The organism is Cohnella kolymensis (assembly GCF_000829465.1).
Classification (GTDB): Bacteria; Bacillota; Bacilli; order Paenibacillales; family Paenibacillaceae; genus Cohnella; species Cohnella kolymensis.
Genome location: NZ_JXAL01000003.1, coordinates 218,804 through 244,573, shown reverse-complemented (window position 1 = coordinate 244,573; position 25,770 = coordinate 218,804). Strand labels below are relative to the sequence as shown.

The 25,770-nt window shown below is 51.6% G+C and carries 33 protein-coding genes, 1 rRNA gene and 1 pseudogene; 3 read left to right on the top strand and 32 right to left on the bottom strand.

Annotated elements, in window-relative coordinates; all coding sequences use genetic code 11:
* Positions 1-305 (bottom strand): 16S ribosomal RNA (locus SD71_RS05195); the annotation flags it as partial.
* A 498-nt stretch (positions 306-803) separates the two neighbouring features.
* Between SD71_RS05195 and SD71_RS25470 the strand changes: the two genes are divergently transcribed.
* From SD71_RS25470 to SD71_RS05185, 3 genes are all read left to right on the top strand, one after another.
* Positions 804-1,175 (top strand): peptidoglycan-binding domain-containing protein, encoded by a 372-nt coding sequence (locus SD71_RS25470; RefSeq protein WP_268747714.1) that lies wholly within the window; start codon positions 804-806, stop codon positions 1,173-1,175.
* A complete protein-coding gene (locus SD71_RS24715) occupies positions 1,112-1,372 on the top strand; it encodes a cell wall hydrolase (RefSeq protein WP_326998696.1) in 261 nt (86 codons plus the stop codon). The genes SD71_RS25470 and SD71_RS24715 overlap by 64 nt, the downstream gene beginning before the upstream one ends.
* A gap of 87 nt (positions 1,373-1,459) precedes the next feature.
* Positions 1,460-1,651: a hypothetical protein gene (locus tag SD71_RS05185; RefSeq protein WP_041060447.1), complete on the top strand. Its 192-nt coding sequence runs from the start codon at positions 1,460-1,462 to the stop codon at positions 1,649-1,651.
* 51 nt (positions 1,652-1,702) lie between these two features.
* Here the strand turns inward: SD71_RS05185 and SD71_RS22885 are convergent, their stop codons facing one another.
* From SD71_RS22885 to SD71_RS05040, 31 genes and pseudogenes are all read right to left on the bottom strand, one after another.
* Positions 1,703-3,055, bottom strand: coding sequence for a spore coat protein (locus SD71_RS22885; RefSeq protein ID WP_082034056.1), 1,353 nt, complete (start codon positions 3,053-3,055; stop codon positions 1,703-1,705).
* 116 nt (positions 3,056-3,171) lie between these two features.
* A complete protein-coding gene (gene thrC, locus SD71_RS05175; RefSeq protein WP_041060444.1) occupies positions 3,172-4,566 on the bottom strand; it encodes a threonine synthase in 1,395 nt (464 codons plus the stop codon).
* 67 nt (positions 4,567-4,633) lie between these two features.
* Entirely contained in the window at positions 4,634-5,176 is a 543-nt protein-coding gene (locus SD71_RS05170) for a cysteine hydrolase family protein (protein ID WP_041060440.1), read from the bottom strand.
* A gap of 2 nt (positions 5,177-5,178) precedes the next feature.
* Positions 5,179-5,412, bottom strand: coding sequence for an MBL fold metallo-hydrolase (locus tag SD71_RS25465; protein ID WP_268747713.1), 234 nt, complete (start codon positions 5,410-5,412; stop codon positions 5,179-5,181).
* A complete protein-coding gene (locus SD71_RS25460; protein WP_268747712.1) occupies positions 5,385-5,858 on the bottom strand; it encodes an MBL fold metallo-hydrolase in 474 nt (157 codons plus the stop codon). The genes SD71_RS25465 and SD71_RS25460 overlap by 28 nt, the downstream gene beginning before the upstream one ends.
* Positions 5,859-5,890: 32 nt before the next feature.
* Positions 5,891-7,258, bottom strand: coding sequence for an aldehyde dehydrogenase (locus SD71_RS05160; RefSeq protein ID WP_041060438.1), 1,368 nt, complete (start codon positions 7,256-7,258; stop codon positions 5,891-5,893).
* Positions 7,259-7,281: 23 nt separating this feature from the next.
* Complete coding sequence (locus tag SD71_RS05155) at positions 7,282-8,382, bottom strand: SDR family oxidoreductase (protein WP_041060435.1); 1,101 nt, start codon at positions 8,380-8,382, stop codon at positions 7,282-7,284.
* A 35-nt stretch (positions 8,383-8,417) separates the two neighbouring features.
* On the bottom strand, positions 8,418-9,014 hold the full coding sequence (locus SD71_RS05150) for a hypothetical protein (RefSeq protein ID WP_041060432.1): 597 nt from the start codon (positions 9,012-9,014) through the stop codon (positions 8,418-8,420).
* On the bottom strand, positions 8,900-9,376 hold the full coding sequence (locus SD71_RS23855; RefSeq protein ID WP_161793337.1) for a hypothetical protein: 477 nt from the start codon (positions 9,374-9,376) through the stop codon (positions 8,900-8,902). The genes SD71_RS05150 and SD71_RS23855 overlap by 115 nt, the downstream gene beginning before the upstream one ends.
* A gap of 3 nt (positions 9,377-9,379) precedes the next feature.
* Entirely contained in the window at positions 9,380-10,450 is a 1,071-nt protein-coding gene (locus tag SD71_RS05145) for an ABC transporter permease subunit (RefSeq protein ID WP_041060429.1), read from the bottom strand.
* Positions 10,451-10,490: 40 nt separating this feature from the next.
* Positions 10,491-11,916, bottom strand: a pseudogene (locus SD71_RS05140) (aldehyde dehydrogenase family protein).
* Positions 11,917-11,992: 76 nt separating this feature from the next.
* Entirely contained in the window at positions 11,993-13,243 is a 1,251-nt protein-coding gene (locus SD71_RS05135; RefSeq protein WP_407637521.1) for an MFS transporter, read from the bottom strand.
* Between the two features lie 31 nt (positions 13,244-13,274).
* A complete protein-coding gene (locus tag SD71_RS05130; protein WP_041060426.1) occupies positions 13,275-14,237 on the bottom strand; it encodes an ABC transporter permease subunit in 963 nt (320 codons plus the stop codon).
* A gap of 3 nt (positions 14,238-14,240) precedes the next feature.
* Positions 14,241-15,311, bottom strand: a complete 1,071-nt coding sequence (locus SD71_RS05125) for an ABC transporter permease subunit (protein WP_041060423.1) — start codon at positions 15,309-15,311, stop codon at positions 14,241-14,243.
* An 81-nt stretch (positions 15,312-15,392) separates the two neighbouring features.
* Positions 15,393-15,719 (bottom strand): AzlD domain-containing protein, encoded by a 327-nt coding sequence (locus SD71_RS05120; protein ID WP_041060420.1) that lies wholly within the window; start codon positions 15,717-15,719, stop codon positions 15,393-15,395.
* Positions 15,710-16,384, bottom strand: a complete 675-nt coding sequence (locus SD71_RS05115) for an AzlC family ABC transporter permease (RefSeq protein ID WP_041060581.1) — start codon at positions 16,382-16,384, stop codon at positions 15,710-15,712. Before SD71_RS05115 ends, SD71_RS05120 begins: the two co-directional genes overlap by 10 nt.
* 123 nt (positions 16,385-16,507) lie before the next feature.
* The gene (locus SD71_RS05110; protein WP_041060417.1) at positions 16,508-16,708 is read right to left on the bottom strand and encodes a helix-turn-helix domain-containing protein; all 201 of its coding nucleotides are present in this window, start codon (positions 16,706-16,708) and stop codon (positions 16,508-16,510) included.
* Positions 16,709-16,738: 30 nt separating this feature from the next.
* Positions 16,739-17,413 carry a deoxyribose-phosphate aldolase gene (gene deoC, locus SD71_RS05105; protein ID WP_041060578.1) on the bottom strand — a complete coding sequence of 225 codons (675 nt, stop codon included), beginning with the start codon at positions 17,411-17,413 and terminating at the stop codon, positions 16,739-16,741.
* A 147-nt stretch (positions 17,414-17,560) separates the two neighbouring features.
* Positions 17,561-17,872: a EutN/CcmL family microcompartment protein gene (locus tag SD71_RS05100; protein ID WP_235427002.1), complete on the bottom strand. Its 312-nt coding sequence runs from the start codon at positions 17,870-17,872 to the stop codon at positions 17,561-17,563.
* Positions 17,829-18,092, bottom strand: coding sequence for a BMC domain-containing protein (locus SD71_RS05095; RefSeq protein ID WP_041060411.1), 264 nt, complete (start codon positions 18,090-18,092; stop codon positions 17,829-17,831). Before SD71_RS05095 ends, SD71_RS05100 begins: the two co-directional genes overlap by 44 nt.
* Positions 18,093-18,108: 16 nt before the next feature.
* On the bottom strand, positions 18,109-18,378 hold the full coding sequence (locus SD71_RS05090) for a EutN/CcmL family microcompartment protein (protein WP_041060575.1): 270 nt from the start codon (positions 18,376-18,378) through the stop codon (positions 18,109-18,111).
* 8 nt (positions 18,379-18,386) lie between these two features.
* The gene (locus tag SD71_RS05085) at positions 18,387-18,851 is read right to left on the bottom strand and encodes an RpiB/LacA/LacB family sugar-phosphate isomerase (protein ID WP_041060408.1); all 465 of its coding nucleotides are present in this window, start codon (positions 18,849-18,851) and stop codon (positions 18,387-18,389) included.
* Positions 18,848-19,693 (bottom strand): triose-phosphate isomerase, encoded by an 846-nt coding sequence (gene tpiA / locus SD71_RS05080; protein WP_052475975.1) that lies wholly within the window; start codon positions 19,691-19,693, stop codon positions 18,848-18,850. Before tpiA ends, SD71_RS05085 begins: the two co-directional genes overlap by 4 nt.
* Entirely contained in the window at positions 19,677-19,976 is a 300-nt protein-coding gene (locus SD71_RS05075; RefSeq protein WP_041060405.1) for a BMC domain-containing protein, read from the bottom strand. Before SD71_RS05075 ends, tpiA begins: the two co-directional genes overlap by 17 nt.
* Positions 19,977-20,001: 25 nt before the next feature.
* On the bottom strand, positions 20,002-21,294 hold the full coding sequence (locus SD71_RS05070) for an aldehyde dehydrogenase family protein (RefSeq protein ID WP_200889558.1): 1,293 nt from the start codon (positions 21,292-21,294) through the stop codon (positions 20,002-20,004).
* A gap of 139 nt (positions 21,295-21,433) precedes the next feature.
* Entirely contained in the window at positions 21,434-21,643 is a 210-nt protein-coding gene (locus SD71_RS05065; protein WP_235427001.1) for a EutN/CcmL family microcompartment protein, read from the bottom strand.
* Complete coding sequence (locus SD71_RS24710) at positions 21,640-21,735, bottom strand: EutN/CcmL family microcompartment protein (protein ID WP_235427000.1); 96 nt, start codon at positions 21,733-21,735, stop codon at positions 21,640-21,642. Before SD71_RS24710 ends, SD71_RS05065 begins: the two co-directional genes overlap by 4 nt.
* A gap of 270 nt (positions 21,736-22,005) precedes the next feature.
* Positions 22,006-22,458, bottom strand: coding sequence for a hypothetical protein (locus SD71_RS05055; RefSeq protein WP_041060399.1), 453 nt, complete (start codon positions 22,456-22,458; stop codon positions 22,006-22,008).
* Between the two features lie 13 nt (positions 22,459-22,471).
* Complete coding sequence (pduL, locus tag SD71_RS05050; RefSeq protein ID WP_041060396.1) at positions 22,472-23,122, bottom strand: phosphate propanoyltransferase; 651 nt, start codon at positions 23,120-23,122, stop codon at positions 22,472-22,474.
* Between the two features lie 9 nt (positions 23,123-23,131).
* Positions 23,132-24,076, bottom strand: coding sequence for a sugar-binding transcriptional regulator (locus SD71_RS05045; RefSeq protein ID WP_041060393.1), 945 nt, complete (start codon positions 24,074-24,076; stop codon positions 23,132-23,134).
* Positions 24,077-24,310: 234 nt separating this feature from the next.
* Positions 24,311-25,765 carry an APC family permease gene (locus SD71_RS05040; protein ID WP_041060390.1) on the bottom strand — a complete coding sequence of 485 codons (1,455 nt, stop codon included), beginning with the start codon at positions 25,763-25,765 and terminating at the stop codon, positions 24,311-24,313.
* Between the last annotated feature and the right edge of the window lie 5 nt (positions 25,766-25,770).

Below are 25,770 nucleotides of genomic sequence, written 5' to 3'. Positions count from 1 at the left end.
GGTCGGCTACGCATCGTCGCCTTGGTGGGCCGTTACCTCACCAACTAGCTAATGCGCCGCAGGCCCATCCGCAAGTGACAGATTGCTCCGTCTTTCCCAACCCTCCCATGCGAGAGGACTGTTTATCCGGTCTTAGCATTCGTTTCCGAATGTTATCCCGATCTTGTGGGCAGGTTGCCTACGTGTTACTCACCCGTCCGCCGCTAAGTATCAGAGAAGCAAGCTTCTCATCAACTCCGCTCGACTTGCATGTATTAGGCACGCCGCCAGCGTTCGTCCTGAGCCAGGATCAAACTCTCCATAATAGAGAGCCATGAAGGCTCAAAATGCTGACTTAAAAAAGTAAATCGTTGTCTATCGTCCCAAAGGACGACAGGAACCGTGTTACGCTCGATGTTCAGTTTTCAAAGAACAATGTTGCTTTGCTTGACTGCCTCGTTTCCGCGGCAGGAGTTATATCATATCGCGTATTGCCATCTCGTTCAACCCTCAATATTTTCCATTCCCATGAGTTCCATTGAAATGTTTGATCTCAGGTACTTAACGCGCCCCGCCGTGTCAGCGGCAGGAGTTATATCATACCGCGATACATCACCTCATTCAACCCACAAATTCTTCCATTTACACGAATGCTGTAAAGCAACAAATACCTGCCGACCAAAAGCACCTGCATGTCATTACATTAGAAAAAGGTGAACAACATTACAATGTTATAAGGAATATTCAAAAGTCGCAGAGGGCTGTGCTAGAATCGAACGGGTTGTAAAGCCACAAATATCCATCGGCGGAGGGGTTTAAAGATCATGTACAGGCTTCTTACTCTAATTACACTAGGTATCGTACTCGCAGTAAGCGTCGGAAACCATTCGGCTGATGCTAAGGCTCCACCTGTTCTAAAGCTGGGCAGCAAAAGCTGGGCCACTCAGGAACTTCAATTCCGGCTTCACATGCTCGGCTATTTCAACGTAAAGTTGACGAAAAACTATGGCAAAGTAACCCGGAGATCCGTTCAGAAATTCCAGCGCCACCACGGGCTTCCGGCCGATGGAATTGCGGGTCCCCGCACATGGGCGAAACTTAAAAAACTTTCTGTCAATCAAAAGAACTGGCGATGCTGGCACGTGTTATCTATGCCGAGGCCAGGGGCGAAGCCTTCAAAGGCCAAGTCGCGGTAGGGGCCGTGGTAATGAACCGTTTGCAGTCCCCAAAGTTCCCGAAAACGATTAAAGGCGTCATTATGGAGCCAAGGGCTTTCTCAGCTGTAGACGACGGACAATATAAGCTAAAGCCCAGCAGAACTGCTTGGAAGGCCGCCAAGGCCGCCGTTAAAGGCTGGGACTACGGCAGCAGCGTTGTTTTATTACAACCCTAGCATCTCGAAATCGGATTGGTTCAAGACACGTAAGACCACAAAACGGATCGGAAATCATCTGTTCAAGTTATAGAGGGGAGTCAATTAATGAGGGTAATTACAAATGGCCAGCTTGAGTCCAGAGTAAATATAGTTATCGATGTCATTAAAGAAGTTGCCGGACAGGATACACTGCCGGATCGTTTGACGGAAAAGCTCCGAGCCATGACGTACGACGATTTAGGAAAGCTCGTCATGGACATCGTGAAAACGAGAAAAATCGATCATATCATGGAATGAAAAACACCACCCTCTTCGGCATACTAGAAGAGGGGTGGTGCGCCGTTTACGCTACTGTGGCATAGAGCCGCCATTATTGTCGTTGCTGCCCGAGTTGGACGTCTCATCTGTCCAATTCTGCGCGGAAGAAGCAGTTCCTCCGTTATCGCCCGTTTGGGCAGCGGCGGCGAAGCCTGGCGTGTTAGAAGCAGCTCCAGTGTCGCTATAGACGCCCGTGTTCCCGCCTGCGGCACCGTTTCCGCGAGCTGCTGCGGGGCTGCCGGAAGCAAAGCTCTGCGTACCGTACGATGAGTTTGCACCCATGCTTCTGCCGGCATTCTGCTGACCTGATTGGCCGGCAGAACCTGCACCCTGTTGTCCGAACTGCCCCGCGGAACCTGCACCCTGCTGTCCGAACTGCCCGGAAAACCCGCCGGCTTGCGGTCCCATTTGCCCGGGATAAGGTCTGCTTGTCTGACCGAACGGTCCGCCGTACCCGACGGTCGGCTGCCCGAATTGCGCGGCATAATTGACGCCCTGTTGACTGAATTGAGCGCCCATGCCTCTTTGTGCGCCGAACCCGGCATTTTGCTGACCGCCGAACTGTCCTGCGTACCCTCCACTTTGCGCCCCGTATCCGATATTTTGCTGGCCGAACCCGGCATTCTGCTGCCCGTAACCGGCACTTTGCTGGCCGTACCCGGCATTCTGCATGCCGAAGCCTGCGCCTTGTTGGCCGAATTGACCACCGGCGTAACCTGCGCCTTGCCGGCCGAACTGTCCGGCCATACCGCCGTCTGATTGACCGAATTGAGCTGCGCTGCCCCAATTGCTGGCTCCATTATCGGAATTCATTGCGGATTGTCCGGCGAATTGGCCGTTGCCGTCCGACGGCTGATAACGGTGCAGGAATGTTTTGGCCGTATGATCGTTCAGTGTCGGCACTTGATACAGGCCCTGTTCGTTCATGAACAAGAAAACTTCGTACGCCTGCCGCACACAGTTAGCGGAGCTATTCATAAGCAGCTGCCGCAGATTGGGATCCGCACATTCCAAGCTGGCCCAAATTGCGTTGCGGGCTGCATTCTTATGACAGCACAGCATGCCGATCGCAATTTCCCGGTCGCTTATTGTGGTACCGGATTGCGGCGCCATCTGCGGCGGATTGTTCAGACCGTATTGGATGGATTGCGGCGTGACACCGCTGATATCCGTATTCGGAGGCACAGGCGAAAAGGTGTAATCGTGCGTATAACGCACAATCTCGTTATAGCCTGCGATCTCCTCATCCAGATGCCGGGAGATCATATCTTGAAGCTGCGGGTTGTTCGTCTCTCTTGCGTAAAGATTGAAATGGGTAATCATATTGATTTTTTCCAGTAAAATCTCGTTTGTTTCCATCGCTTCGTGGGCACCGTAAGGCATGGGAGTCACTCCTCTTATCTTTTTGTTACCAAAGATTAGGGTAGCCCCATTCAAAACCTTTTTATACATGAGAAAGACCCTTGATTGAATCAAGGGCCTAACAGGAATGCAGTCTGTCAATCGGCCGGATAAAACCTCACCAATTGCTCCACGATATCCTCTTTGTTATTGTCTAGAACAACTTGACGCTGCGGCTTGTCAAACAGTTCCCGCACTGCCTCGGGGAACGACTGCTTAATTCCGCACAAGCGGATCGCCTCATCGAACTTTGCCGGATGAGCGGTGGCCAAAGACACAGTCAGCTTATCCTTTCTGTCGGCTTCGGCCGCGGCGATTCCACAGGCTGTATGAGGATCAAGCAAATAATCGTAACGATCCTTGTACGCCTGAATCGTGTTCAGGCATTCCGCCCCGTTCACACTGTGCGCGCCGAAATCGGACAAGATCTTTTCCCGCTCCGCCTCGTTAAATTCCAGCCTGCCTTCAGCCTTGAAGCGTTCCATTCTCTCGGCGACTTCATTGGCATCCTCATCGCAAAGATAATACAAATAACGCTCAAAATTGCTCGCAATTTGAATATCCATGGAAGGGCTATACGTGCTGTGAAATTTGTCCGGCATATAGATCCCGTCATGCACGAACCGCTGCAGAATGTTGTTTTCATTAGTAGCAAGAATGAGCTTATTGATCGGCAGACCCATACGTTTGGCCAAGTAACCCGAGAAGATATTGCCGAAATTACCGGTCGGAATGCTGAAGTTCACGCCGCCGGCGCGGACACCCTCTGGCAGCTGCAAGTATGCGTAGAAGTAGTATACCGATTGCGCCAAAATACGGACGAAGTTGATAGAATTGATAGCCCGCAAATGGTACTTGTTTTTGAATTCAAGGTCTGCGAACAGCTCCTTGATGATCCCCTGGCAATCGTCAAAATTACCTTTTACCGACAAATTAAGCACGTTGTCATCCTGAACCGTCGTCATCTGAAGCTCTTGAACGCGGCTCACTTTCTCATGCGGATGCAAAATACAGATTTGAATGCCTTCCTTGCCCCGGACACCGCTGATCGCGGCCGCGCCGGTATCCCCGGAAGTCGCGCCGAGTATGTTAATGACTTTATTTTGTTTTTTCGCTACATACGCGTACAAGTTGCCCATCAGCTGCAGCGCAACGTCTTTGAACGCAAAAGTCGGCCCATGAAAGAGTTCGAGGATATAGAGTGAATCATTCAATTTCGTAAGTGGCAAAACTTCCGGGCTGCGGAAACCGGCATAGCTTGTATACACGAGATCCTTCAAATCTTCTGCCGGAATTTCATCGTTCGTATATAGTGAGAATACAGCCAGCATCAAATCCTGGAAGGACAAGCGCTGCCACTCGGCTAACGTCTGGCTGGATATTGCGGGTATCGTTGCCGGAATCATAAGTCCGCCGTCATCGCCAAGTCCCATCAGGAACGTATCGATAAATCCGCATGCCGGTACTTTTCCGCGGGTACTCGTATATTTCATCAGTATTTTCTCCTATGCTGCATCAGTTTTTATCTATTGTGTATGTAAACACAGAAAATTTCAACCATCAATAGCCGCGAACCACTTCCGCACCCATCGACTGAGCGAAGTGAGTCAGCGCCCATTCGTGCCCTTGGGGGTTAAAGCTAGCTACAGCATCTTCATGAACGTAGATACGAAATCCCTTGTTATAAGCGTCGACTGCCGTGTGCAGCACACAGATATCGGTGCAAACGCCAACCAGGTGCACCTCCTGTATGTCCCGGGCGCGCAGCTTCAGCTCCAAATCCGTCCCGCAAAAGGCGCTGTATCTCGTTTTATCCATCCAATAGACTCTTTCTTCATTCTGCTCGTACCATTCGTTCAGCCTGCCGTACAAATGTCTTCCTTGCGTGCCGCGAATATTGTGAGGAGGAAAAAGCTTCGTTTCCGGATGATAAGGATCCTGCTCGTCGTGCAGATCCACAGCCATTACGACAAAATCGCCGCGATCCGCAAAACCTTGAGCGATTTCGTTGATCCGGTCTTCAATCGCGATTCCCGGTTCTCCGCACGGCAGCTTGCCCACGACAAAATCCACCGTATAATCGATCACAATCAGAGCTTTCATCCTCATACGCCTCCTTGCTTTCCCGCGATCTCGGCAAGCCGTTCCTTGATCCCGTCCGTGCACACCCCTCCATGATAGGTAATGACAGTGTGTATCTCTACGTCCAACAACTTAGCGACCGACTTGAGCGCAGATTCCATGTCCGGCGTGTGATCCCGGCTGGGCGGCATAATTATACCCTCATGCGAGGTTAGCGCATCCCCCGCAATCAACGTTTTGCTTGATTGATGATACAAGGAGATATGATCGGGAGTATGCCCCGGCGTGAAGATGACCTGAATACCCCGCAGTAAGGAAGCACATCCCCGTCTTGAAGAGACACATCCACATGACAAGGCTGCGCGAACGCTCCGCTTTTGATCAACGGCACTTCTCCTGACAGGTAAGGCTTTGCCAGCTCATGCGCGAGCACCTTCACCCGTCCTTCAGCGGCTTCCAACAACGCAGGCAGACTGCCGATATGATCCCGATCCTGGTGAGTGATCATAATTTTCGTTAGATTTTCAAAAGGAATATTGTCCCGTTTCAGCGCATTGCGAATGACTTCCACCTGACCGGGTATGCCGGTGTCCACCAGAATGACATCGTTATCGTCCCACATCACCGTGGCATGGACGACAAACGGATGCCCGCCTGCATCCATATCCAGCTTCAAAGCTTTGATTCCCGCTTTTGAGTTCATTCCTTCCACCCCCATGAATAATCAATGTCCCGTCATCTCAAGAACCATTTTATTTTCTTCAATCCATTCTTTACATTAGGGTATCTGAAAGGCACATCGAACAACGTCGTTTGTTTCAGGATGCTTTTCTTATGCGAAAACGTGTCGAAGCTGCCTTTGCCATGGTAAGCTCCCACACCGCTGCTGCCCACTCCTCCGAAAGGAAGATAAGGCGAGGTGAACTGATACACCGTGTCGTTAATGCAGCCTCCGCCGAACGAAACACTGTTCATTACCCTTTGTTGAATGCTTTCACTTTCTGAGAAAATATAGAGCGCAAGCGGTGTCGGATGATTCCGTATCCCTTCGATAGCATCGGTCAGATCGTTATACTCGAGCACAGGGAGAATGGGCCCGAAGATCTCTTCCTTCATCACAGGATCGTCCCAGCTTATGCCGGTGAGTACTGTCGGTTCGATCGCCAACTTGTCCGCATTCCTCCCTCCACCGGCTAAAGTCACTCCGTCCTCGAGAAAACCGCTTAACCGGTCAAAATGTTTTTGGCTGACGATTCGGGTGTACTCGTCTCCATTAAGCGGGTTGTCCCCGTACAATTCTTTAATGGCTTCGGCCAGGCGGGAAAGTAACGTTGCCTTGATGCTCTCATGAACATACAAGTAGTCGGGAGCGATACAGGTTTGCCCCGCATTCATGAATTTTCCCCAAGCGATTCTCTTCGCCGCTAAATGAACATTGGCATCCTCATGCACGATACACGGGCTTTTGCCGCCCAATTCCAAGGTCACAGGAGTTAAGTTCTTCGCTGCCGCTTGCATTACAATTTGGCCGACCGGCACGCTGCCCGTAAAAAAGATGTAATCCCATTTCTCTTGCAGAAGCGCCTGGCTCGTCTCCACTCCGCCGGGAACAACGGATAGGTATTCCTCCGGGAAGTTGTCTTTGATCAGCTCTGCGAGAAGATCGGATGTCCGCGGCGTGAGTTCCGAAGGCTTCAGTACGGCACAATTCCCCGCGGCAATCGCCCCGATTAACGGAGCTACGGCGAGCTGAAAGGGAAAATTCCACGGGGCGACGATCAGCGCAACACCATAGGGCTCCGAGTAAACCCAACCTGTCGATCCGATATGCGTAACCGGCGTTTTCACTTTTTTCGGCTTCGTCCAAGAACGTAAATGACGGAGTGTAAATCGAATTTCTTCGAGAACGATGCCGATTTCGGTAGAGTATGCTTCGAATTCCGATTTGTTCAAATCAGCTTTCAAAGCTTGCATCAACGCTTCTTCGCAATTCTTGACCGCTGCTCTCAGCTTCTGAAGTGCTTCTATTCGAAAAGCTAAATCCTTCGTCTTGCCGGTATCGAAGAACGCTCTTTGTCGGTCAATCAGCCGGCCTGTTTCCATCGCAGTCCCCTCTTGAACCTTATTCACGAAATTCTAAGCTGCTTATTCGTATCATTTTTGTGTCGTTCATAGAATTGGACCATCGAACCTACCGTATCTTTAAAATCCGGACAAACGATTCCCGATCCCCTTAGGTCGTTCTGCGCTTGGGTGCAGTCGTAGGCCGCCATGCAAGCGAGATAATCCAGCGATTCCTTTTCAATTCGCAGCCATTTTCTTAATGCGGGAATTGAAAGAAAACCCTTGGCCGCAGCAAGCGGAATGGTCCCGATCGGCTCCTTGCCCAGGTATTCTGCGAGAAGGAACCGATACACGTCCTTCATGCGGTAAGGTTTCGGGTCCGTTAAGTGATACGTCTTGCCGATTCCCGCATTAGCATGTCCCAGATAGATCGTTGCGCTTAATACGTAGTCCACCGGGACGAAATTGCCTTCCGCTTCGCCTGCGCCCAAGTAAGGGATTAACGGCAGGAACCGGACTTTATCGAACACGTTCAAAATGAAATAGGGGCCGTCAAACTTGATCGTTTCCCCGGTTTGCGAATTCCCTTTCACAATGCCGGGACGGATAATCGTGGTCGGCACTTTGCCCATGACCTGACGCACAAGCATCTCCGCTTCGAATTTGGTGCTCTCATAGTGATTTTTGAAGCTTTGATCCCTATCCAGTTCGGATTCAAGAATCCGTCCTTCACGGGTTCCGGACACATACGCGGTACTGAAATAAACATATCTTTCGATGTTATGCAACCCCTGAACCCAGTCGTTTACGTTCCTAGTTCCGTTCACATTAACGTTAAACGCGATCTGTCGGGGCACAGCGAGATCATAAACGGCGGCCAGATGGAAGACATGCGTAACTTCATGCTGTAAAAGACCGTTCCTCTCAGGCAGTATGTCTAAATCAGGCTTTGTAATATCGCCGGATATCAGTGAAAATCGTTCGAACGGCAGACCTTCCTCAGCAGATACTCTCTGAACTTCTTCTCGTGCTTTCTCGAGCAGATCAGGCAGTACAAGCAGATAAATATGTCCGATTGCGGCGTGATGGTCCCGAATGATCTGTCTGATCAAGGATGAAGCGATGAAACCGGGGAACCCGGTGAAAAAGTAGCAGCGGGACATCTCGTATCTCTCCTTTATCGCCTCATCGGCATAAGTTATCTCGCTTCAGCTATGCCGCCATACCTTTTTTTCAGCTGGTTCAGAAAGAATTGTACCGACAGGATGAGAAAGAACAGGCAGGCGACGGTCGTTAACGGAATCCACGGATATAAACGTACATACTCCATTCCGTACGACAGCATCGATACCCACTCCCCTGTCGACGATACGCTGACAGCCAGCCCGAAATCGTCCCAATCCATCTTTTCGGAGCCGCCGACTACGATTTTGAAAACCGCCAGCTGCCCGATCAGGAAGATGACATGGACAAATTCGCTTAACGACATAAACAGCAATTCCAATCTCATGTTCGGCAGCAAATGCCGCAGCACCCGGTGGAGAACGGAGCCGCCCATCACGCGGGAGACTTCGACGTATTGCTTTTCATTATAATAGCGGGCCCGTTCGGCGACTTGCGCAGCCAGCGGGATAACGCCCAGCAATGTCACGGATCCGAAGAACACGATATTAAACAATGTCAAATAATGAGGATCCGCTTTACTGCCCATGTTGAGCCCCAATCCGAAGTACATCGCCGCAAGCGGCGGATACAGCAGCAGAACCGCAGGCACGGCGGACAGCAGCCAGTGCATTGATCGCAGGAAGCCCGCTCCTTTACCCGTGATCCCAACCCATAAGCCCCAAGGCCCCGCGAAAAAGAAAAACGCAGCAGCGTGAGCAGCAGTACAGTGCCCAAAGTATATTTCAACCCGGCCAGCATCAAGCTGACCAGATCGAATCCCCGATGATCCGTTCCGAGCATAAAGTTGGAACTGGGCGGAAACGGTGCTTGGGAATACTCGCTTTTTCCGTTCATTTCCTGCTTGATCCGAGCCAGCTTGTCCGCTTCAGATGTTCCATGCGGTTTAATCATATCTCCAAAGACGGCGGTTAATAAAATAACCAGGACAAGTGCCCAAGACAAATAGTATAGAGCCGGCGTTCTCTTCATCATCGTTTACGCAACCTCTCTGATCCGTACGACAAAACGTTTGCGAAGAAGTACGTAAACCGTATGGAATAGGATGGATATGACCGCGAGCACCAGACAGGACACCGGCATCGCGCTGACTCCGAACAGCTTCGGACTCACAATGATGCCGCCAAGTCCCAATATGTCGCAGAAAGCTTCCGCAACGACCATGCTCCCCAGCGCCAAGTTCGTCGCTTTCGGCATGATCGTAAGCAAGTCATCCGTAATATTGCGGAGAACATGGTTCAGGAGCACCTCCCGGCCCGACAATCCTTTTGCCTTCGCTGTGACGACATAGTCCTGCTCGAGTTCCCGCTGAATGGCCAGCCGCAGGGTGCCATAAATCAATACGCCCGGGATAAGGGAAATGGTAAACAATGGCAGGTAAAAAGGTACGGTGTCGCCGAATGCTGCAACGTTAAACAGCCGGACACCGATCGATTTATACGTAAAAATAGCGGTGATCGTTAATCCGGTCACCAATACGAAATCAGGCAAGCCCAGCAGCATCGTGTGAATGCCGTCCATGAATCTTCCAGCCTGGCGTGATAACGATGCCAGCAGCGACAGCAAGAGGGCCGAACACACGGCGAGAAGAAGTCCGGGAATTAAATAGCTGAAGCTGCGCCCGAACATGTCTTTCACCGCGTCGCCGATCGGAATTTCCCACGTTCCGGTAGGTCCGCGAATGCTTCCGAAATCACCCTCAAAATACCCCTTAACTTGATCCGTCACGCTGTACCAATAACTTTTAAAAGAGATTACCGGCTTCTCCAACGGCACGCTTCGCGCATACCATACCCCGGAAATTCTTTTGGCCTTTGCCGCGTACTCGTCGACTTGGGCATAAGGCACTCTTAGAATTTTATCCTCTTCGCTTTGGACAGCGCTTCCAGGAAGCAGCGAAGAAACATATTCAAGCGTCGGCTCTTCGCCGGTTCCGACCTGCAGGAGATCCGGCGCTTGATTGATAAATGCCTTGTTAAGATTACCGAGAAGGAAGATGCCGGCAAGCGTGAAAAGTACGAGCAACCCCCATTTGATGAAGGTCTTCATCTGCTGTAACGCCCCTGTCTTGGATGATGAGTAACAGCTGTTATTTCAGTTTGATAGAGATGAACTTAAGCTCCGTCATTTCTTCAACGGAATATTTGACCCCTTCCCGGCCGAAGCCGCTGTCCTTTACACCGCCGTAAGGCATATTATCGACACGGAAAGTAGGAAAATCATTAATCATCACTCCACCGACTTCCAGTTCTTCAGCAGCACGCATCGCCGCATGGATGTCGTTCGTATAAATGCCGGCTTGCAATCCGAAACGGGAATTATTGACTTCCTTGATCGCCTGGTCAAGCGAGTTGAAAGGCGCAACCGTTACAACGGGGCCGAATGCTTCCTCGCAGGACAACGGTTCGTCGGCCGGCACATTGGCGATGATCGTCGGCGGGAATATGCGGGAATTCAGCGCCGCACCGCCCGAGATCAGTTGTGCGCCTCTGCCGACCGCCGCCTCCGTCCATGATTGGATGCGAGTCACTTCCTTCTCGTGAATGAGCGCCGACAGATCCGTCGCTTCATCCAAAGGATCCCCGATCACAAGCTTTTCCGTTTGCGCTATAAACTTCTCGAGAAATTCCGGATATTTGTCCTCATGAACAAAAATGCGCTGAATGGAAATGCACACCTGTCCGCTGAAAGAAAAAGCGCCCAGCACACAGCGGCCTATCAATTCGTCGGTAATCTCACAGGACCGGTCGATAATGAGCGCCGAATTAGACCCTAGTTCCAATGTAACGCGCTTCAAGCCGGCCTTGCTTTTCATGGCGATACCCACCGGCGGACTGCCTGTGAACGTTACAGCTTTTACCCGGTTGTCGCGCACCAGCTTCTCGCCGATGATTGCACCCGGTCCGGGCACAACATTGAGCGCACCGTCAGGCAATCCGGCCTCTTTGAATATATCGGCCAGAGCAAGCGCCGACAGCGGAGTCTGGCCCGCAGGTTTAAGCACAACCGTATTTCCCGCCGCAATTGCCGGACCTATTTTATGTGCCACTAAGTTAAAGGGGAAGTTAAACGGGGTGATCGCGGCCACAACGCCCAAAGGCTTACGCAGCGTAAAAGCGATTCTCCCCTCTCCGCCCGGTGCGGCGTCCAAAGGAACCGTCTCGCCATGGATCGCTCTTGCTTCCGAAGCGGAGAATTTATAGGTTTGGATCGTTCTGGCGATCTCGCCTCTCGCTGTCTTGACCGGCTTCGCCGCTTCCAACGCAAGGATACGCACAAGCTCCTCCTTGCGGCTCTCCATAATGTCGCAGACTTATCCAGAATTGTTGCGCGCTGATGCGCCGGCATGGCGGCCATCGTCCTCGCAGCGTCTTCGGCAGCTGGATTGCCGACTCTACGTCATCCTCGTCCGCCTGCGCCACCTCGGCAACCTGTTCCCCGGAGAAAGGCGAATACAACGCTGTATATCTGGCTGCCTGTTTCCATTGACCGTTTATGAATAAATGCTGTTTCATGCCACACCTCCAACAATATGACCTTCACTCTCTCATTCTATGACGAATCGACTTGCAAATCTATAACCTGCCGCAATTACTGCATTTCCGCTTTGGAAGGAAGATGCCCGGCAATCCATAATTTTGCGATCACAACTTCAACGGCTTTAGCTAACGCCGCTATCAAGAACACGATCGCAGGCTCCGAGGCGCTCGCGAGAAACCCTCCGGCAAAAGCCCCGAGCGGCATCGCCAATCGCGTCAATACGCGGGAGAAGCTAAGCACTCGACCGAGCATCTGCGGAGGAACGGTCGTTTGCCGCAGGGAAGTCGCAATCACGTTCCAAGCTACGTTACACACCCCTACAATACCGAAGCCGATGCCGGGCGCCAGCCAGAAATCCGAAGCCATAGCGATCAAAAAACCTGCTGTTCCGAATGTCAGCAGCAACGGAATGACCGACCGACTGCCTACGAGTCTTTCCAGCGGGTGAACGATTGCCGATCCTGCCAACCCGCCCACACCGAGCAGTGCCATATTGATGCCGATTTCACCGGCGTTCAGATTCAGATCTGTTCGCAAATAATAGATCAAGATCGCGAGTGCCATACTGTAGCCGAAATTGCCCACCATAGCCTGCAGCGATAATGCGAGGTTGAGGCGGTCGTTCTTCAACCACTTGAATCCCTCGGCCATACTTGCAAATACACCTTGGCTTGAGACCGGCGTCGTATCGCCTTTTGCGAGAATAGATTTCAACCGCATTAATACGAACAACGTGGCTCCGAACGAAAGAACATCCAGCCAAAGGGTATGAAATCCGCCGATGGCGGCAATTAATGCTCCCGCACATACGGGCCCTAGCATATCGCCGGTTTTATTGACCAGCTGATATGCCGAGTTGGCTTTTGTAAGCTGTCCGCCGGATAGTCGGGGGATCACCGTTACCGCAGCCACATCAAACAGCATCGTTAAGACAGCAAGAACAAACGAAACCGCGAACAAATGCCATACCTGCAAAATACCGGAGATGTACAAAATCGGGATGAAAGAGATCAGGACAGCCCGGAGTACATCCGTCCAAATCATGAGCTTCCTGCTGTCAACCCGGTCGACCAGGACACCCACGAAAGGACCGAATAGGACAATGGGCAAAACCCCGACGGCGAACAACGATCCCATAACCACCGAAGAGCCTGTTAATTCATAGGAAATCCAAGGCAGTGCAAACGTATATAGCGCGTCTCCCAGCCGGGAAATAAACAACCCGCAAAGAAACTCCACATACGATTTCGTCAGATTCGCGATTGAACCTCGTAGGCTCAACTTGAAGCCTTTACGTTTCATCATAAGTTGTGTTTTCATAGGCAACCTTTATCTATTTTGATATACCGACCGTACCGTCAAACCTTTTCTTCAATTGATTCAAGAACAGCTGCACCGACAGAACAAGGAGCGATAGAGCAGCTGCGGCGCTCACAATAATCCATGGATAGGATCGCACATAAGTCATGCCGTAAGTGAGTAAGGAAACCCACTCTCCATGAGATGTCAGGTTCACAGCTTCAACCCCGACATCATCCAGATCGATTCGTTCCGAGCCCCAGACGATGATGTTGAACACGGCCAGCTGTCCGATCAGGAAAATGACTTGCACAAATTCGCTCAGCGTCGTGAACAGAAGCTCCAGCCTCATGTTGGGCAGGATATGCCTTATCGTTCTGTGGAGAATCGAACCTCCCATCAGACGGGATACCTCTACGTATTGCTTGTCATTATAATATCTGGCTCTCTCAGCCACTTGATAAGCCAGCGGAATGACGCCAAAAAACGTAACCATAAGTACAAATATTACGGTAAACAGCATCACACTCTCTGCATTGGCTCTACTTCCGAAGAACAGACCGAGAGCGGCATACATGCCAGACACAGGCGGATAAATAAACAGGAACGCCGGGACGGTCGATGTCACCTTGTGCACGGCGCGAAGCATGAAAGCGCCTTTCCCGGATACGCCCACCCATAAGCCCCATGCCGTTCCAAACAGCATACGCAGCAGCGTAAGCGCCAGAACGATGGCCAAGGTGTATTTCAAGCCGTTCAACAGCAAACTCAAAAGATCGTAGCCGCGATGATCCGTTCCAAGCAAAAAGGTTGAGCCGGGCGGGAGCGGAGGTTTCTGATATGTGATCTGGTTGTTTTGCTGCTGTTTTAACAAATTGATCTTATCTGCATCTGTAATGCCATGCGGCTTGATCATGCCTCCGAAAATGGCCGTCAAGAGGATCAGTACGATCACTGCCCAAGAAAAATAGTACAACCGCGTCGGCCGCTGTCTCATTCGTTATGCCACCCCTCTAACCCGTATGACAAAACGTTTGCGCAGCAAGGCATAAACCGCATGCAGCACGATCGAAATGACAGCGAGAATGAAGCAGGCAGCCGGCAAGGCGCTGACTCCCGACAGCTTCGAACTGACTATAGTGCCGCCAAGCCCCAATATATCGCAAAACGCTTCAGCGACCACCATGCTCGCGAGTGCCAAGTTGGTTGCCTTCGGCATCACGATCAATAAATCCTCCACAACATTGCGGAGCACATGGGTCAGCAGCACTTCCCTGCCTGACAACCCTTTAGATCTCGCTGTGACGACATAGTCTTGGCTTAGTTCCCGCTCGATCGCCAGCCTTAATGTACCGTAAATCAACACACCCGGGATGAGCGCAATCGTCAGCAAAGGGAGTATGAACGGCACCGTATCGCTGAAAGCGGCGACATGGAAAAGGCGCTCGCCGGTAAGCTTATAACAGTAAATGGAGGCGAACGTCAGAATCGTCACCAGAAAGAAGTCAGGCAGCCCGACCAAAAGCGCATGCATTCCGTCCAGCAGTCTGGCCGCCCCCCGCCTCAGCGAGGCAACAATCGACAAAACGAATGCCAGGCATAATCCGAGCAGCAATCCGGGGAAAAAGTATCCGAGACTTCGCGCCAGCATCCCCTTCAAAGCGTCTGTTAGGGGTATCTCCCATTGGCCGTTCGGACCGGTGATGGTGCCGAAGTCGCCGTTTAAATAATTGTACAGTTGATCCTTCACGTGAAACCAAAAATGTTCAAATGACAACTTCGCATTGTCCAATGGAACTCCCAGCGCCATCTTGACGAGCGTCTCCCGGAGCGCCAAAGCCTTATATTCCTCAACCCGGCCGTATGGGACCGATAATATGCCTTCGGTTTCGTTGACAACAGCGCTTCCGGGCAGCGTAGAAGCGACACCCTCCAGGCTGACTCCGTGAGCGACAAGCAGTTGCATGCGATCAGGTTCATCAGTTAAAACGAATTTATTCAGATAGGTGAGAAGAAAAATGCCCACACAAGTAACTAGTGCTAGCAAAACCCATTTGATCAACGTTTTCAACCAAATCTCTCCCCCGCTTAACCGTTCGCTTAAATGCTATTTTCCTAGTTTAGCACCGGGTTGCAAGAAATGGCAATATTTTCATATCATGACAAAGCGAAGCACTAACGCACAGATGACTCCAAAAAGGACGGTTAACAGCAGACTTCTGGTTTTCACGGCAACGAAAAACGTCAAAATGCCCGCCAGCAAATCCACATTACGTGTGATATTGAAGCTGCCGCCGCCTCCCAGCAGCTCCTGACCGACCAGAGCGGCCATGACCGCAATCGGGATATGTCCAAGCCAGCGCATCGCCCAGGCCGGCAGCTCGAACCGGCTTAATACCATAAGGGGAAGCACTCTTGGTACAAAAGTAACGAGCGCCGCGCCGACAATAACAACGAATACGCTCCAGGTTATTTCCATTTTTCGATCACCGATCCTATTGTCGCTGCTGAGAGAGTTGCCGCAATAATCGCTATGCTGCTGGAGAATAGCAATCCGCATCCTACCCCGACGATCGCCGCTGAAATACCGACCGTAATGTCAACGGCGTACTTTTTGCGGCTCACCATTTGTAACGCCAGAAGGCCGATAAACATGGCAGGCAGCGCGAAGTCCAAGCCGAATCCTTCCGGATCGGTAATCCACTGCCCGAAAACAGCACCCGCAACATTAGCCAGAATCCAGTTCAAATAAGCGGTCACATTTAAACCATGCATCCAGCTCGGATGAATCTTGTTCTCGCTTGCGGCTTGATTGGAAGCGACTCCGAAAGTTTCATCGGTCAACAGTGAGCCTATCAACATATTTTTTACCGGAGACAGCTTTCGAAAATAAGGGGATAACGCTGCGCTCATCAGCAAATGCCGCAAGTTGACGAAAAATATAGTAGCGACGATGCCGGCTGCCGTACTGCTCGCCGTTATCATTCCCGCAAATATGAACTGTGCCGAACCCGCATACACCAAGGTACTGAGAAGGGCTATCTCCGCTATGCTTAATCCGGCGGTTTTCTCTATGATTCCTGCGGCAAATCCTATGCTCAGGTAACCCAGCAGGGTGGGCACACAGTCTTTGACCCCGTTCATGAACTGTTGTTTATCCACTGATTCCGTACTCCTTGATGGTGGGCTCTATTAGAATTTAATTATATAGCAATGTGCCGCAAAAAAATAAGCCCCCGAAGCGAAGGGGGCTCACTGACTGCTGTATTAAATTGAAATATCACCGATCCGTACCGTCAGGTTTAATGCGGAGGCGATTTTTACGAGGGATGACAGCTGAGGATCGATACGGCACTCTTCCAGCTCTTCAAGATAGCGGACTGGAAGTCCGGTCAGGCTTGCTAATTGATCGAGCGTGACATTTCTCATCACACGCCCGGCGCGTATTTGCTGCAGAACAAATTCCATTCGTTCATTCTCCTCGATCCGTTGAAGAGTTTAATAGCCCTGACCGCTCTTGCCCTGCATGATCGAAACGCCCGAGCTTGTCCCGATCCGGGTAGCTCCGGCTTGAATCATCCGGCGTGCCGTATCCAAATCGCGCACGCAAGCTGAAGCTTTAACGCCCAACTCCGGACCTACCGTAGTCCGCATCAACTTAATATCCTCCGGAGTAGCGCAGCCCGGTCCGAAGCCTGTGGAGGTTTTGACGAAATCGGCGCCGGCCATCTTCGCCAGCATGCACGCCTTTTTCTTCTCCTCATCCGTCAGATGCCCCGTCTCGATGATGACCTTCAGAACCGCTTGATCCTTGCAGGCTTGGGCGACCCCTTCGATATCCCGTTTGACCGTTTCATAGAGGCCGGACTTCATTGCACCGATATTCATCACCATATCGATTTCGGCAGCTCCGGATGCGATAGCGTCGCGAGCTTCCGCCATTTTGGCATAGGTGCTGGTCGCCCCGAGCGGAAACCCGACAACGGTGGTTACTCCTACGCCTGAACCTTTCAATAATTTGCTGGCGGTAGAAACCCACGACGGGTTAATGCATACGGTAGCGAATTGATGCTCCATCGCTTCTTCGCAGAGACGAATGATTTGCTCTTCCGTCGATTCCGGCTTGAGCAGCGTATGGTCAATCATGCGCGCCACCTGAGGAGCGGTGATCATTGGGGACGAACCGGCAGTGAAGACGGGGGCGGCTGCGCCGGTTTCATCCTTTTTATGATCGGTTGTCTTCATCTCGGAGAAATGAGCCAGCACTTGCTTCGTAATTTCCTCAATCAGCAGCTCTTTGTTCATGGGGACTCACCTCGTTTAGTTGATTCCTTCATCCACGATCCCAACGATAACCGTGTCGTAAGCGCCGTTCGGATTGCGCATGATGTCGCGGGCCGACCCGCCTTCTTCCACGATCAGTACCGTTTCCCCTATTCCCGCATTGACTCCGTCAACGGCAATGATAGAATCGCCGGCTGGATTTCCATCCGTATCTACGGGCAGGACCACCATCAATTTGCATCCGTGATGGCTTTCGGTTTTCACTGTCGATACCACGTTGCCGATCACTTTAGCCAATTTCATGTTAGAGGATTTTCTCGATGTCTTGATGAGGACGCGGAATGACATGTACGGAAATGAGTTCTCCCACTTTTCTCGCCGCCTCCGCACCGGCTTCCGTGGCCGCTTTCACTGCGCCGACATCTCCGCGTACCAATACGGTAACGAGACCGCCGCCTACATTTATTTTCCGCAGCATGCCTACGTTCGCAGCCTTCAGCATCGCATCCGCCGCTTCTACCGAACCTACCAAACCTTTCGTTTCAACCATGCCTAACGCTTCGCTCATATCGCTCATCCTTTTCCTATTTAATATAATATTGGTCAATGATCCCCATCACTCCGGCGTCCGAAGGCACGAGAGGATTATCCAGAGGAATCGAGGATTCCTTGCTTTTGGCCAGATAGACGATATCATCCCTGCCGGCTTTGCCGATCGTATCGATCGCGATAACCGGCTTGCCCTTCGGCGCGAGATCGTCGCCCAACGGCTGCACCACCAGCAGCTTCAAGCCTGTTAAACTCTCATCCTTGCGGGTACAGATCACGGTGCCTACCACTTTACCGATATACATGGGCATTCCTACTTTGATCGTTTGATAAACCTGCTCTCGATCTCCATCATTTTCGTAACCCGGCGGTCATGACGGCCTCCGGCGTACGGTGTCTCCAGCCAGGTCTTGACCATTTGCTTCGCTAATCCTTCGCCGATATATTGTCCTCCGATGGACAGAACATTGGCGTTATTGTGCTCCCGGCTGTTGATCACGGAGGAAAGATCCCAGCATACCGCGCAGCGTGCTCCGGGTATTTTGTTGATCACCATGCCGGATCCGATCCCGGCGCCGTCCAGCATAATGCCGACGAAATTCTCGTTACCGGCGACGCATTCGCCGACGAGAAAAGCGATGTCCGGATAGTCTACGGCATTCTTGTCATGACAGCCGAAATCGAGACACTCGTAACCCCATTCATTCAGCTGCGCCTTCAACTTTTCTTTTAACTCGAATCCGCCGTGGTCGCTTCCGATCGCAATTTGCTTCTTCATGGTCCACCAACCTTCGTTCCGAACGACTGAATGATAGCTTGAAATTCGGCAATCGACAGACTTGCAGAGCCGACCAGAACACCGTCAATGTCCGGCTGGGCGCTATACTCCGATGCGTTCTTCGCCTTCACGGAACCGCCGTACAGCAGCCGGACTTTTTCCGCCGATTCGGGTGATATTCGCCGGATGATACCGCGGATGTCGGAGTGCACCGTCTGGGCATATGCCGCAGTCGCCGGCTCGCCGGTGCCGATCGCCCAGACCGGTTCATACGCAATGACAACTCTTGCTATATCCTTGACCCCTTCGAGAGCGGCCGTCAGCTGACGGCGTATGACCTGCGTCGTTCTTCGCGATACGCGTTCAACCGCAGACTCGCCTACGCATAGGATCGGGGTCAAGTCGCCTGCCAGTGCAGACGCTACCTTCCGATGAATCTGCTCATCCGTTTCACCGGCCGTTCTTCTTTCAGAGTGACCTATAATCACATAGCTGCAGCCCACTTGACGCAGCATGCTTGCGGACACTTCCCCCGTATGCGCTCCTGCTTCATTCCAGTGCATATTCTGGGCGCCAAAGCTGAGCGGTTTGTTCATGGATGTGCTCAGTTGATGCATCGGAAATAGAAAAGGAAGAGACGGACAGACAACAGCTTCAACGGTCCTGCGAGAGGCATCAAACTCTCGTACATAATGCAAGGCGTCGTCAAGCGAGAGATTCATTTTCCAGTTGGCGACTGCCAGCGGTTTCCGCAGCATGGCTTCGGAGCCGATGCCCGCTTCATAACGTTCAACGCAATCCGTCACTATGCCGCGAATCGTTTGTTCAAGATACTGGTTCATTGGACACGTTCAGCTTCGGCATGATCGCCTCTACTTCCTGATGAGGGCGCGGAATGACATGCACCGAAATCAGCTCTCCCACTCGCTGCGCCGCCTCTGCTCCTGCTTCGGTAGCCGCCTTGACCGCCCCGACGTCGCCTCGAACCATTACCGTAACCAAGCCGGAACCTACGGTTTCTCTGCCTACCAGAGTGACGTTCGCCGCTTTCACCATGGCGTCAGCCGCTTCGATTGCTCCTACCAAGCCTCTTGTTTCGATCATTCCTAACGCTTCTCTAGTCATTTAAAAATCCTCCTTTTGATTTCTTTCAGATGATTCGCAGGCCGTCGACCAGGACGCAGCGCCGCTGTCTCGTAAAAGTCCGCGCGGATGTGAGCCCTTCCCCGGTCGGACCTGCGATCGTAAGAGTTGTGAAGCCTTCGCCCTCGTATCCCAGTCCGGCAACAGAGGGACCGTTGACCACAAAAATAGTCGCTTGTATCGCAGAGGCCATTTTCGTAATGTTGCTGATGTTCTGTGAGTGCATGACCGCGGTATGCCGGTTTCCTTTTTCGGCGATGACCGCATATTCGATCGCCTTGTCCACATTCGGAACACGTATGATCGGAATAATGGGCATCAGCATCTCAGTTGACACCAGCGGATGATCAAAAGCAGTCTCGGTTACGATCAGACGGGTGGAAGGATCGGACGAGATGCCCGCCGCTTTCAGAATGTCATGCGCATTCTTACCGATGAATTCCCGCTTCGGATACGATTTGCCGTCCTTCTGCTCGAGGATGACGGCCAGAAGCTTGGCAAGCTGCGGCTTGTTCAACTCGAAGGCTCCGTTGTTAACCATCTCGGCTTTAAGCTCCGAGGCGACGCGGTCGACAACAAATACTTCCTTCTCTGCCGTGCACAATACGTTGTTATCGAAGCTCGCCCCGAATACGATATCCTTGCCGGCCTTCTTGAGATCCGCCGTTTCGTCGACGACTGCGGGAGGGTTGCCCGGTCCCGCCGCGATCACTTTCTTGCCGATGCCCATAGCGACCTTCACAACAGCCCCGCCGCCGGTCACGACCAGCCAGCGCGTGTCCGGATGCCGCATCACTTGTTCGCTGGTTTCCAAAGTGGGATCGGCAACGGATGTGAGCACGTCTGCCGGACCACCGGCTTGAACGATCGCACGGTTCAGCAGCTGCATCGCACGAAGCGATACTTTTCTAGCGCTCGGATGAGGATTGAACACAACGACGTTGCCCGCAGCCACAATAGAAATCGAATTGTTAATAATCGTGGCCGCCGGGTTTGTAGACGGTGTGATCGCTCCGATAATGCCGACAGGCGCCAGTTCAACGATCGACAAACCGTTGTCGCCGGTGTATGTATGGCCGGCTAAATCTTCAACCCCGGGCGTCTTTCGAGCGGCGAGGAGGTTTTTGGCCGTCTTATGCTCGACCCTTCCAAGTCCCGTCTCTTCCACAGCCAGCTTGGCAAGCTCCTCGGCATGCTCGATTGCGGTCACTCTCATGCTTTCGATCATTTTTTTTGCGAGTTTCCAGTGAGACGGCCGCCATTCCCGCTTCCGCTCTTTTAGCGGCTGCCACGGCTTCATCTACCGTCTCGAAGACGCCGTCTCCCAGAGGAATGTCGCTGGATGTTCGGACCGAAGCCGCGGCGCCGGGTGCGCTTAGTCTCGTCAGGACTTCCTCCACTAAGGCACGGATATCCTGTTCGTTTACACTCATTCGGCATCACCCGCCTTTCGACTTTTCAAAGGTTACTTGTCCGCCGATTTCGATCTGGTCTATGATTCCGACTACGGCAGCGTCGACCGGCTTGCCGGTTGTGGTTTCCGTTTGCCGGGCCGAGCTGCCGCTGACGACCATCACAATCTCGCCCTTGCCTGAACCGACCGTATCGACTGCAACAAGCGGCTTGCCTTCGTTCTGAATCGTGATCATGTCGCAGGGCTGGATGACCAGCAGCTTCTTGCCCGACAGCTTCTCTCTTTCACCGTCGAAACGACGCTTCCGACGACTCGTCCGATGATCATTCTATCCCCTCCCTTTCTCATCCTTGAATATGAGGGTCATTCCATGCTGCCTGAGGATGTCTCTTGCCATTGGAGTAACAATCGCTTGTTTCGAAACAATGAGTTCGCGCTGTCCCTTAGCCGCTAGAGATCGTACTTGTTCGGCAGAGACGAGCTTCTTTTTAGCGGGTCTGTCCTTCAGCTTTGTTATCGCGGCTGATAGCTCGGATAATTTCACAACCGATACGTTCTCATTTTGCAGCTGCCTTAGGTAAGAACTGATTCGCCGGGTTACACCATGGAAGCTTCCCGGACGTCGAACGCGAGATTATCGTCGCAAATCATAACCGGTTTCCCCTGCAGCTGCATCGCTATGGAGGCATACAGCGGCGGATCGTCGTCCATGGTCATGGACAACTTGGCTATGTAGCTGTAAGAGATTGAAGGTACGACGAGCGCCTCGGCTGACTGCAGTGCTTCAATCAGCGCTTTCCGATTGCCGCGAAGTTGGAATACGGATATAGGTTTTAGTTGATTTACGGCTTGCGTGTGCCAGGCTTCTGAGGCGAAAACCGCCGCTTCATACGCGGCAGTCAGAGATTGAACCGCTTTCAAAACGCCATCCTGCTCTACGCTTTCGTATTCCAACACGATGACAAGCTTGGTTTTGTGCTGTTCCGCTTCAAGACGGCTTAGATACTCGTCCACAACTTGCCTGACTACGGAGGCAATATGCCGATCCAAAACATCTCCCTCCTTAAGCCCGGCTGAGATAACCGATTTGCCCGGTTTTCAAGTTGGCCGCATTCGCTTCGTCCAGATCGATGTGCATCTCCAGCCTGTACTTAGGGGATACACGAATCAGAACGTTGTCAAAGGTAACTGCTCTAGCACCCGGCACCTGAATGCTCACTCTTTGTCCTTCGGAAACACCGAACCGGATTGCATCGTTCGGATGCATGTGGATATGGCGCGCGGCGCAGATCAATCCCCGATCCAGCTTCAATTGTCCTCTCGGCCCTTGAATCGTGATCGGCGAGCTGTCGGCCAGATCCCCGGAATCGCGGATCGGCGGATGGCTTCCGAGCGTAAAGCCGTCAAACAATGAGATTTCAACCTGGGTGTCGCCCCGTGAAGGCCCTAACACCCGGACATTGCGAATGATCCCTTTGGGACCGATTAAATCGACCGTTTCCTGCGCTGCGAACTGTCCCGGCTGGGAAAGATCTTTCCATTTCTTCAGTTCATAACCGCGGCCGAACAGCCTGTCCAAGGCTTTGCGGCTCAAATGCACATGTCGATTGGATACTGCGATCGGAACTTCATGGATTTGCTGAAGCGGACTGCGGCGGTTCTCCAGAGCCTGAATGACCGCTCTCGAAATCGCGTCTTTTAATTGATTATCCATAGGATCCCTTCATTCCTGGGACATTTCCAGCAGCGCTTTGGCCGAAAATTGATCGATGATGAGCACATTCGGATAGCGCCCCTGCAGCGCCCCGTAGGTGCCCGCCACCTTGTTCATACCTCCGGCGACAAGAATGCGCTTCTCTTTCTCTTTGAACTTGTTCAGTTCAATGCCGATCGTACGGTCATTAAGACTGGGATGACAGATGCGTCCGTCTTTGTCGAACACGCGTGAGCAAATATCGCCGACCGCGCCTTTCTCGTTGAGAATCGCCATATCTTCCTTCGAGAAGTAGCCGGCTCTGATCAAGGTCGATTGTTCACTGAATTCTCCTACCGTGAATATGGCGATATTCGCTTTTTCGCTTAACTGAAGAACACTTTGGATGTGACGGTCAGCCACAATGGTTTGTTTGACTACAGCTTGATCAACAATAGCCGGCAGAGGTAGAAAATGAGGAGTCGTGTAGAAGGCTTTGCCGATCTCGTTCAGTATTTCGGCTGCATAGGTGTTGGTTTCGGAGTAACTGACGCCGCCGTTCAGCTGAACGACTTTAACGTCCCTGACGTATTTCTGTTTCATATGGACTGCGACTTGATGCAGAGTCGTTCCCCAAGTAACACCGATAATGTCCCCATCGTTCACCGTATCGTACAGATAGTGAGCCGCGGCTTTACCTAATGAGGATTTAATGAGCTGATCATCTGAGGAGGCAACCGACACGATCATGCAATGATTTAATTCAAAGCGCTGCTTGATTTCTTCCGCCAGCGTAACCGCGTCCTCGATCGGATCGAAGATTCCGATTTTGACGATACCCTTCTGCTTAGCCTGCTGCAGGAGCCTGGATACCGTCGGACGAGAGATTCCCAATTTGTGCGCGATTTCCTGCTGGCTGTAATCCAGCTGGTAATACAGTGTAGCAGCTTCCACGAGGATTTTTAACTGATTCATTCGCTATCCCGCCTTTAACGATAAGACAGTGAAGCCAGGCTAATGGAGTAAATCACGCCCCCCTTCGCGAGATGAACATTTGTGCAAAATGATTTTTACATATGTTTATAGCCCCTATTATATTTTATTTCCATTTATAGTCAATGAGAGATTTTGTCGAATATTGTTGCTGGAAGAAAAAAGACCTTGAAGGATATGTACCTCCTCCAAGGTCCTAGCTTGACGAAGCTGATATTATCTATCCAGAAAGATGGATGCCGCGCGCTCTCTTTCCGAGATCGCATTACGATAACTTTGCGAGCTGAAATAAAACACTAAGCCTAGCGTACTCCATCCAAGTAAAATGTAGATACCTAAATTCCCCATGTAGCTGGGTAAGCCGGGTATTAACGTGCTCAGAATTAACGCAGCGGAAATTATTGCACCTACCCATGCTGTTGCAACCCCGCCGGGCATCTTAAACGGACGGTGCATATCCGGCTCGGTTTGTCTGAGCCGTATTGCGCAAAGTGCAACGGCAAACCATCCTATAACAAAGGCTGTACCACCTACAATTGTTAGAGGATCGATAATCCCCATACCGACAAAAGGCCCTATTAATGTGGCAATGGCGATAAAACTATTGGCTCCAACCGGGGTCCCGTATTTAGGATGAATGCGGGAAAAATACTCCGGAATTAAACGTGCTCGGCTCATGCCTAACAATAAACGGGCAGATGCGATGTATAAACCATTCCAAGTGGTAAGCAGTCCGGCTAGAGCCCCGATCATTGCAATCCAATACAAGGTAACCCCGAAAGCGCCGTCGCCATAAAGCTCGGTAAACATTAAAGCAACTGCCGGCCGTTCAAGTCCTGCGAAGTCCTTCCAAGGCATTGCCATACCTGTTGATAGGATTACCAAACAATAAAAGCCGCCAGCCGCCAGAATGGATCCGACTAAAACTTTACCTAAGTTGCCGAAGTTAATTCTGGAATCACCCTCTTCAGCACCTTGAGGAATGGTATCAAAACCGGCTAAGAAGAATGGAGCCATGGCAAACATCGCTATCAAGCCGCCGAAAAAGTTGCTATGCGTACCTTTTCCTATATTCTCGTAAACGGGTTGTAGATTAGCCGGATCAGCTTTGATGAATGCAAATAAGATGACCAAAGCTCCCACGATGACCAACAGCCCCGTTAAATAAGTTTGAAATTTGATCGCTGTCCGCGATCCGATGTGATTCATCCAGATGAGCAGCAGAGAGAGAATGACCCCGATAATTAAGCCGTTGGTGTAGATTCCGGCTCCCGCAATGGAATACAAGGGTTCACCTGATTTCAGTGCGGGAAAAATCAGAGCAAGCACGTCATTAATATAAATGGCTTCCCAAGGAAGAACAGTGATATAGGCTAGTGCGATAAACCAGCCGGCTATGAATGAAGGGAACTTTCCGAAAGCCCTATAGGCAAATGCTACCGCTCCGCCGGCTACACGCATGGCTGGGGTCAGCTCGGCATAACAAAATCCGATTGGAATCATTAACAATGTCCCTATGAAAAACGCCAAGAATGTCGTTACGGGTCCGCCACCGCTCGCAAACCAGCCATTCACAGCTACCGACCAGCCAACTCCAACCATAGAGCCGAAACCCAGCATGAAAAAGTCAACAAGGCTCATTGAACCTGATTTAACTGCTTGATTCGCCATCTATC

Bases quoted from the DNA above. Each gene is read 5' to 3' on its own strand.
- SD71_RS25470 (WP_268747714.1), top strand. From the start codon at position 804: ATGTACAGGCTTCTTACTCTAATTACACTAGGTATCGTACTCGCAGTA.
- SD71_RS24715 (WP_326998696.1), top strand. From the start codon at position 1,112: ATGCTGGCACGTGTTATCTATGCCGAGGCCAGGGGCGAAGCCTTCAAA.
- SD71_RS05185 (WP_041060447.1), top strand. From the start codon at position 1,460: ATGAGGGTAATTACAAATGGCCAGCTTGAGTCCAGAGTAAATATAGTT.
- SD71_RS22885 (WP_082034056.1), bottom strand. From the start codon at position 3,055: ATGCCTTACGGTGCCCACGAAGCGATGGAAACAAACGAGATTTTACTG.
- thrC (WP_041060444.1), bottom strand. From the start codon at position 4,566: ATGAAATATACGAGTACCCGCGGAAAAGTACCGGCATGCGGATTTATC.
- SD71_RS05170 (WP_041060440.1), bottom strand. From the start codon at position 5,176: ATGAAAGCTCTGATTGTGATCGATTATACGGTGGATTTTGTCGTGGGC.
- SD71_RS25460 (WP_268747712.1), bottom strand. From the start codon at position 5,858: ATGAACTCAAAAGCGGGAATCAAAGCTTTGAAGCTGGATATGGATGCA.
- SD71_RS05160 (WP_041060438.1), bottom strand. From the start codon at position 7,258: ATGGAAACAGGCCGGCTGATTGACCGACAAAGAGCGTTCTTCGATACC.
- SD71_RS05155 (WP_041060435.1), bottom strand. From the start codon at position 8,382: ATGTCCCGCTGCTACTTTTTCACCGGGTTCCCCGGTTTCATCGCTTCA.
- SD71_RS05150 (WP_041060432.1), bottom strand. From the start codon at position 9,014: ATGCACTGGCTGCTGTCCGCCGTGCCTGCGGTTCTGCTGCTGTATCCG.
- SD71_RS23855 (WP_161793337.1), bottom strand. From the start codon at position 9,376: ATGATGAAGAGAACGCCGGCTCTATACTATTTGTCTTGGGCACTTGTC.
- SD71_RS05145 (WP_041060429.1), bottom strand. From the start codon at position 10,450: ATGAAGACCTTCATCAAATGGGGGTTGCTCGTACTTTTCACGCTTGCC.
- SD71_RS05135 (WP_407637521.1), bottom strand. From the start codon at position 13,243: ATGAAACGTAAAGGCTTCAAGTTGAGCCTACGAGGTTCAATCGCGAAT.
- SD71_RS05130 (WP_041060426.1), bottom strand. From the start codon at position 14,237: ATGAGACAGCGGCCGACGCGGTTGTACTATTTTTCTTGGGCAGTGATC.
- SD71_RS05120 (WP_041060420.1), bottom strand. From the start codon at position 15,719: ATGGAAATAACCTGGAGCGTATTCGTTGTTATTGTCGGCGCGGCGCTC.
- SD71_RS05115 (WP_041060581.1), bottom strand. From the start codon at position 16,384: ATGAACGGGGTCAAAGACTGTGTGCCCACCCTGCTGGGTTACCTGAGC.
- SD71_RS05110 (WP_041060417.1), bottom strand. From the start codon at position 16,708: ATGGAATTTGTTCTGCAGCAAATACGCGCCGGGCGTGTGATGAGAAAT.
- deoC (WP_041060578.1), bottom strand. From the start codon at position 17,413: ATGATCACCGCTCCTCAGGTGGCGCGCATGATTGACCATACGCTGCTC.
- SD71_RS05100 (WP_235427002.1), bottom strand. From the start codon at position 17,872: ATGTCATTCCGCGTCCTCATCAAGACATCGAGAAAATCCTCTAACATG.
- SD71_RS05095 (WP_041060411.1), bottom strand. From the start codon at position 18,092: ATGAGCGAAGCGTTAGGCATGGTTGAAACGAAAGGTTTGGTAGGTTCG.
- SD71_RS05090 (WP_041060575.1), bottom strand. From the start codon at position 18,378: ATGTATATCGGTAAAGTGGTAGGCACCGTGATCTGTACCCGCAAGGAT.
- SD71_RS05085 (WP_041060408.1), bottom strand. From the start codon at position 18,851: ATGAAGAAGCAAATTGCGATCGGAAGCGACCACGGCGGATTCGAGTTA.
- tpiA (WP_052475975.1), bottom strand. From the start codon at position 19,693: ATGAACCAGTATCTTGAACAAACGATTCGCGGCATAGTGACGGATTGC.
- SD71_RS05075 (WP_041060405.1), bottom strand. From the start codon at position 19,976: ATGACTAGAGAAGCGTTAGGAATGATCGAAACAAGAGGCTTGGTAGGA.
- SD71_RS05070 (WP_200889558.1), bottom strand. From the start codon at position 21,294: ATGAAGCCGTGGCAGCCGCTAAAAGAGCGGAAGCGGGAATGGCGGCCG.
- SD71_RS05065 (WP_235427001.1), bottom strand. From the start codon at position 21,643: ATGATCACGATTCAGAACGAAGGCAAGCCGCTTGTTGCAGTCGATACG.
- SD71_RS24710 (WP_235427000.1), bottom strand. From the start codon at position 21,735: ATGATCATCGGACGAGTCGTCGGAAGCGTCGTTTCGACGGTGAAAGAG.
- pduL (WP_041060396.1), bottom strand. From the start codon at position 23,122: ATGGATAATCAATTAAAAGACGCGATTTCGAGAGCGGTCATTCAGGCT.
- SD71_RS05045 (WP_041060393.1), bottom strand. From the start codon at position 24,076: ATGAATCAGTTAAAAATCCTCGTGGAAGCTGCTACACTGTATTACCAG.
- SD71_RS05040 (WP_041060390.1), bottom strand. From the start codon at position 25,765: ATGGCGAATCAAGCAGTTAAATCAGGTTCAATGAGCCTTGTTGACTTT.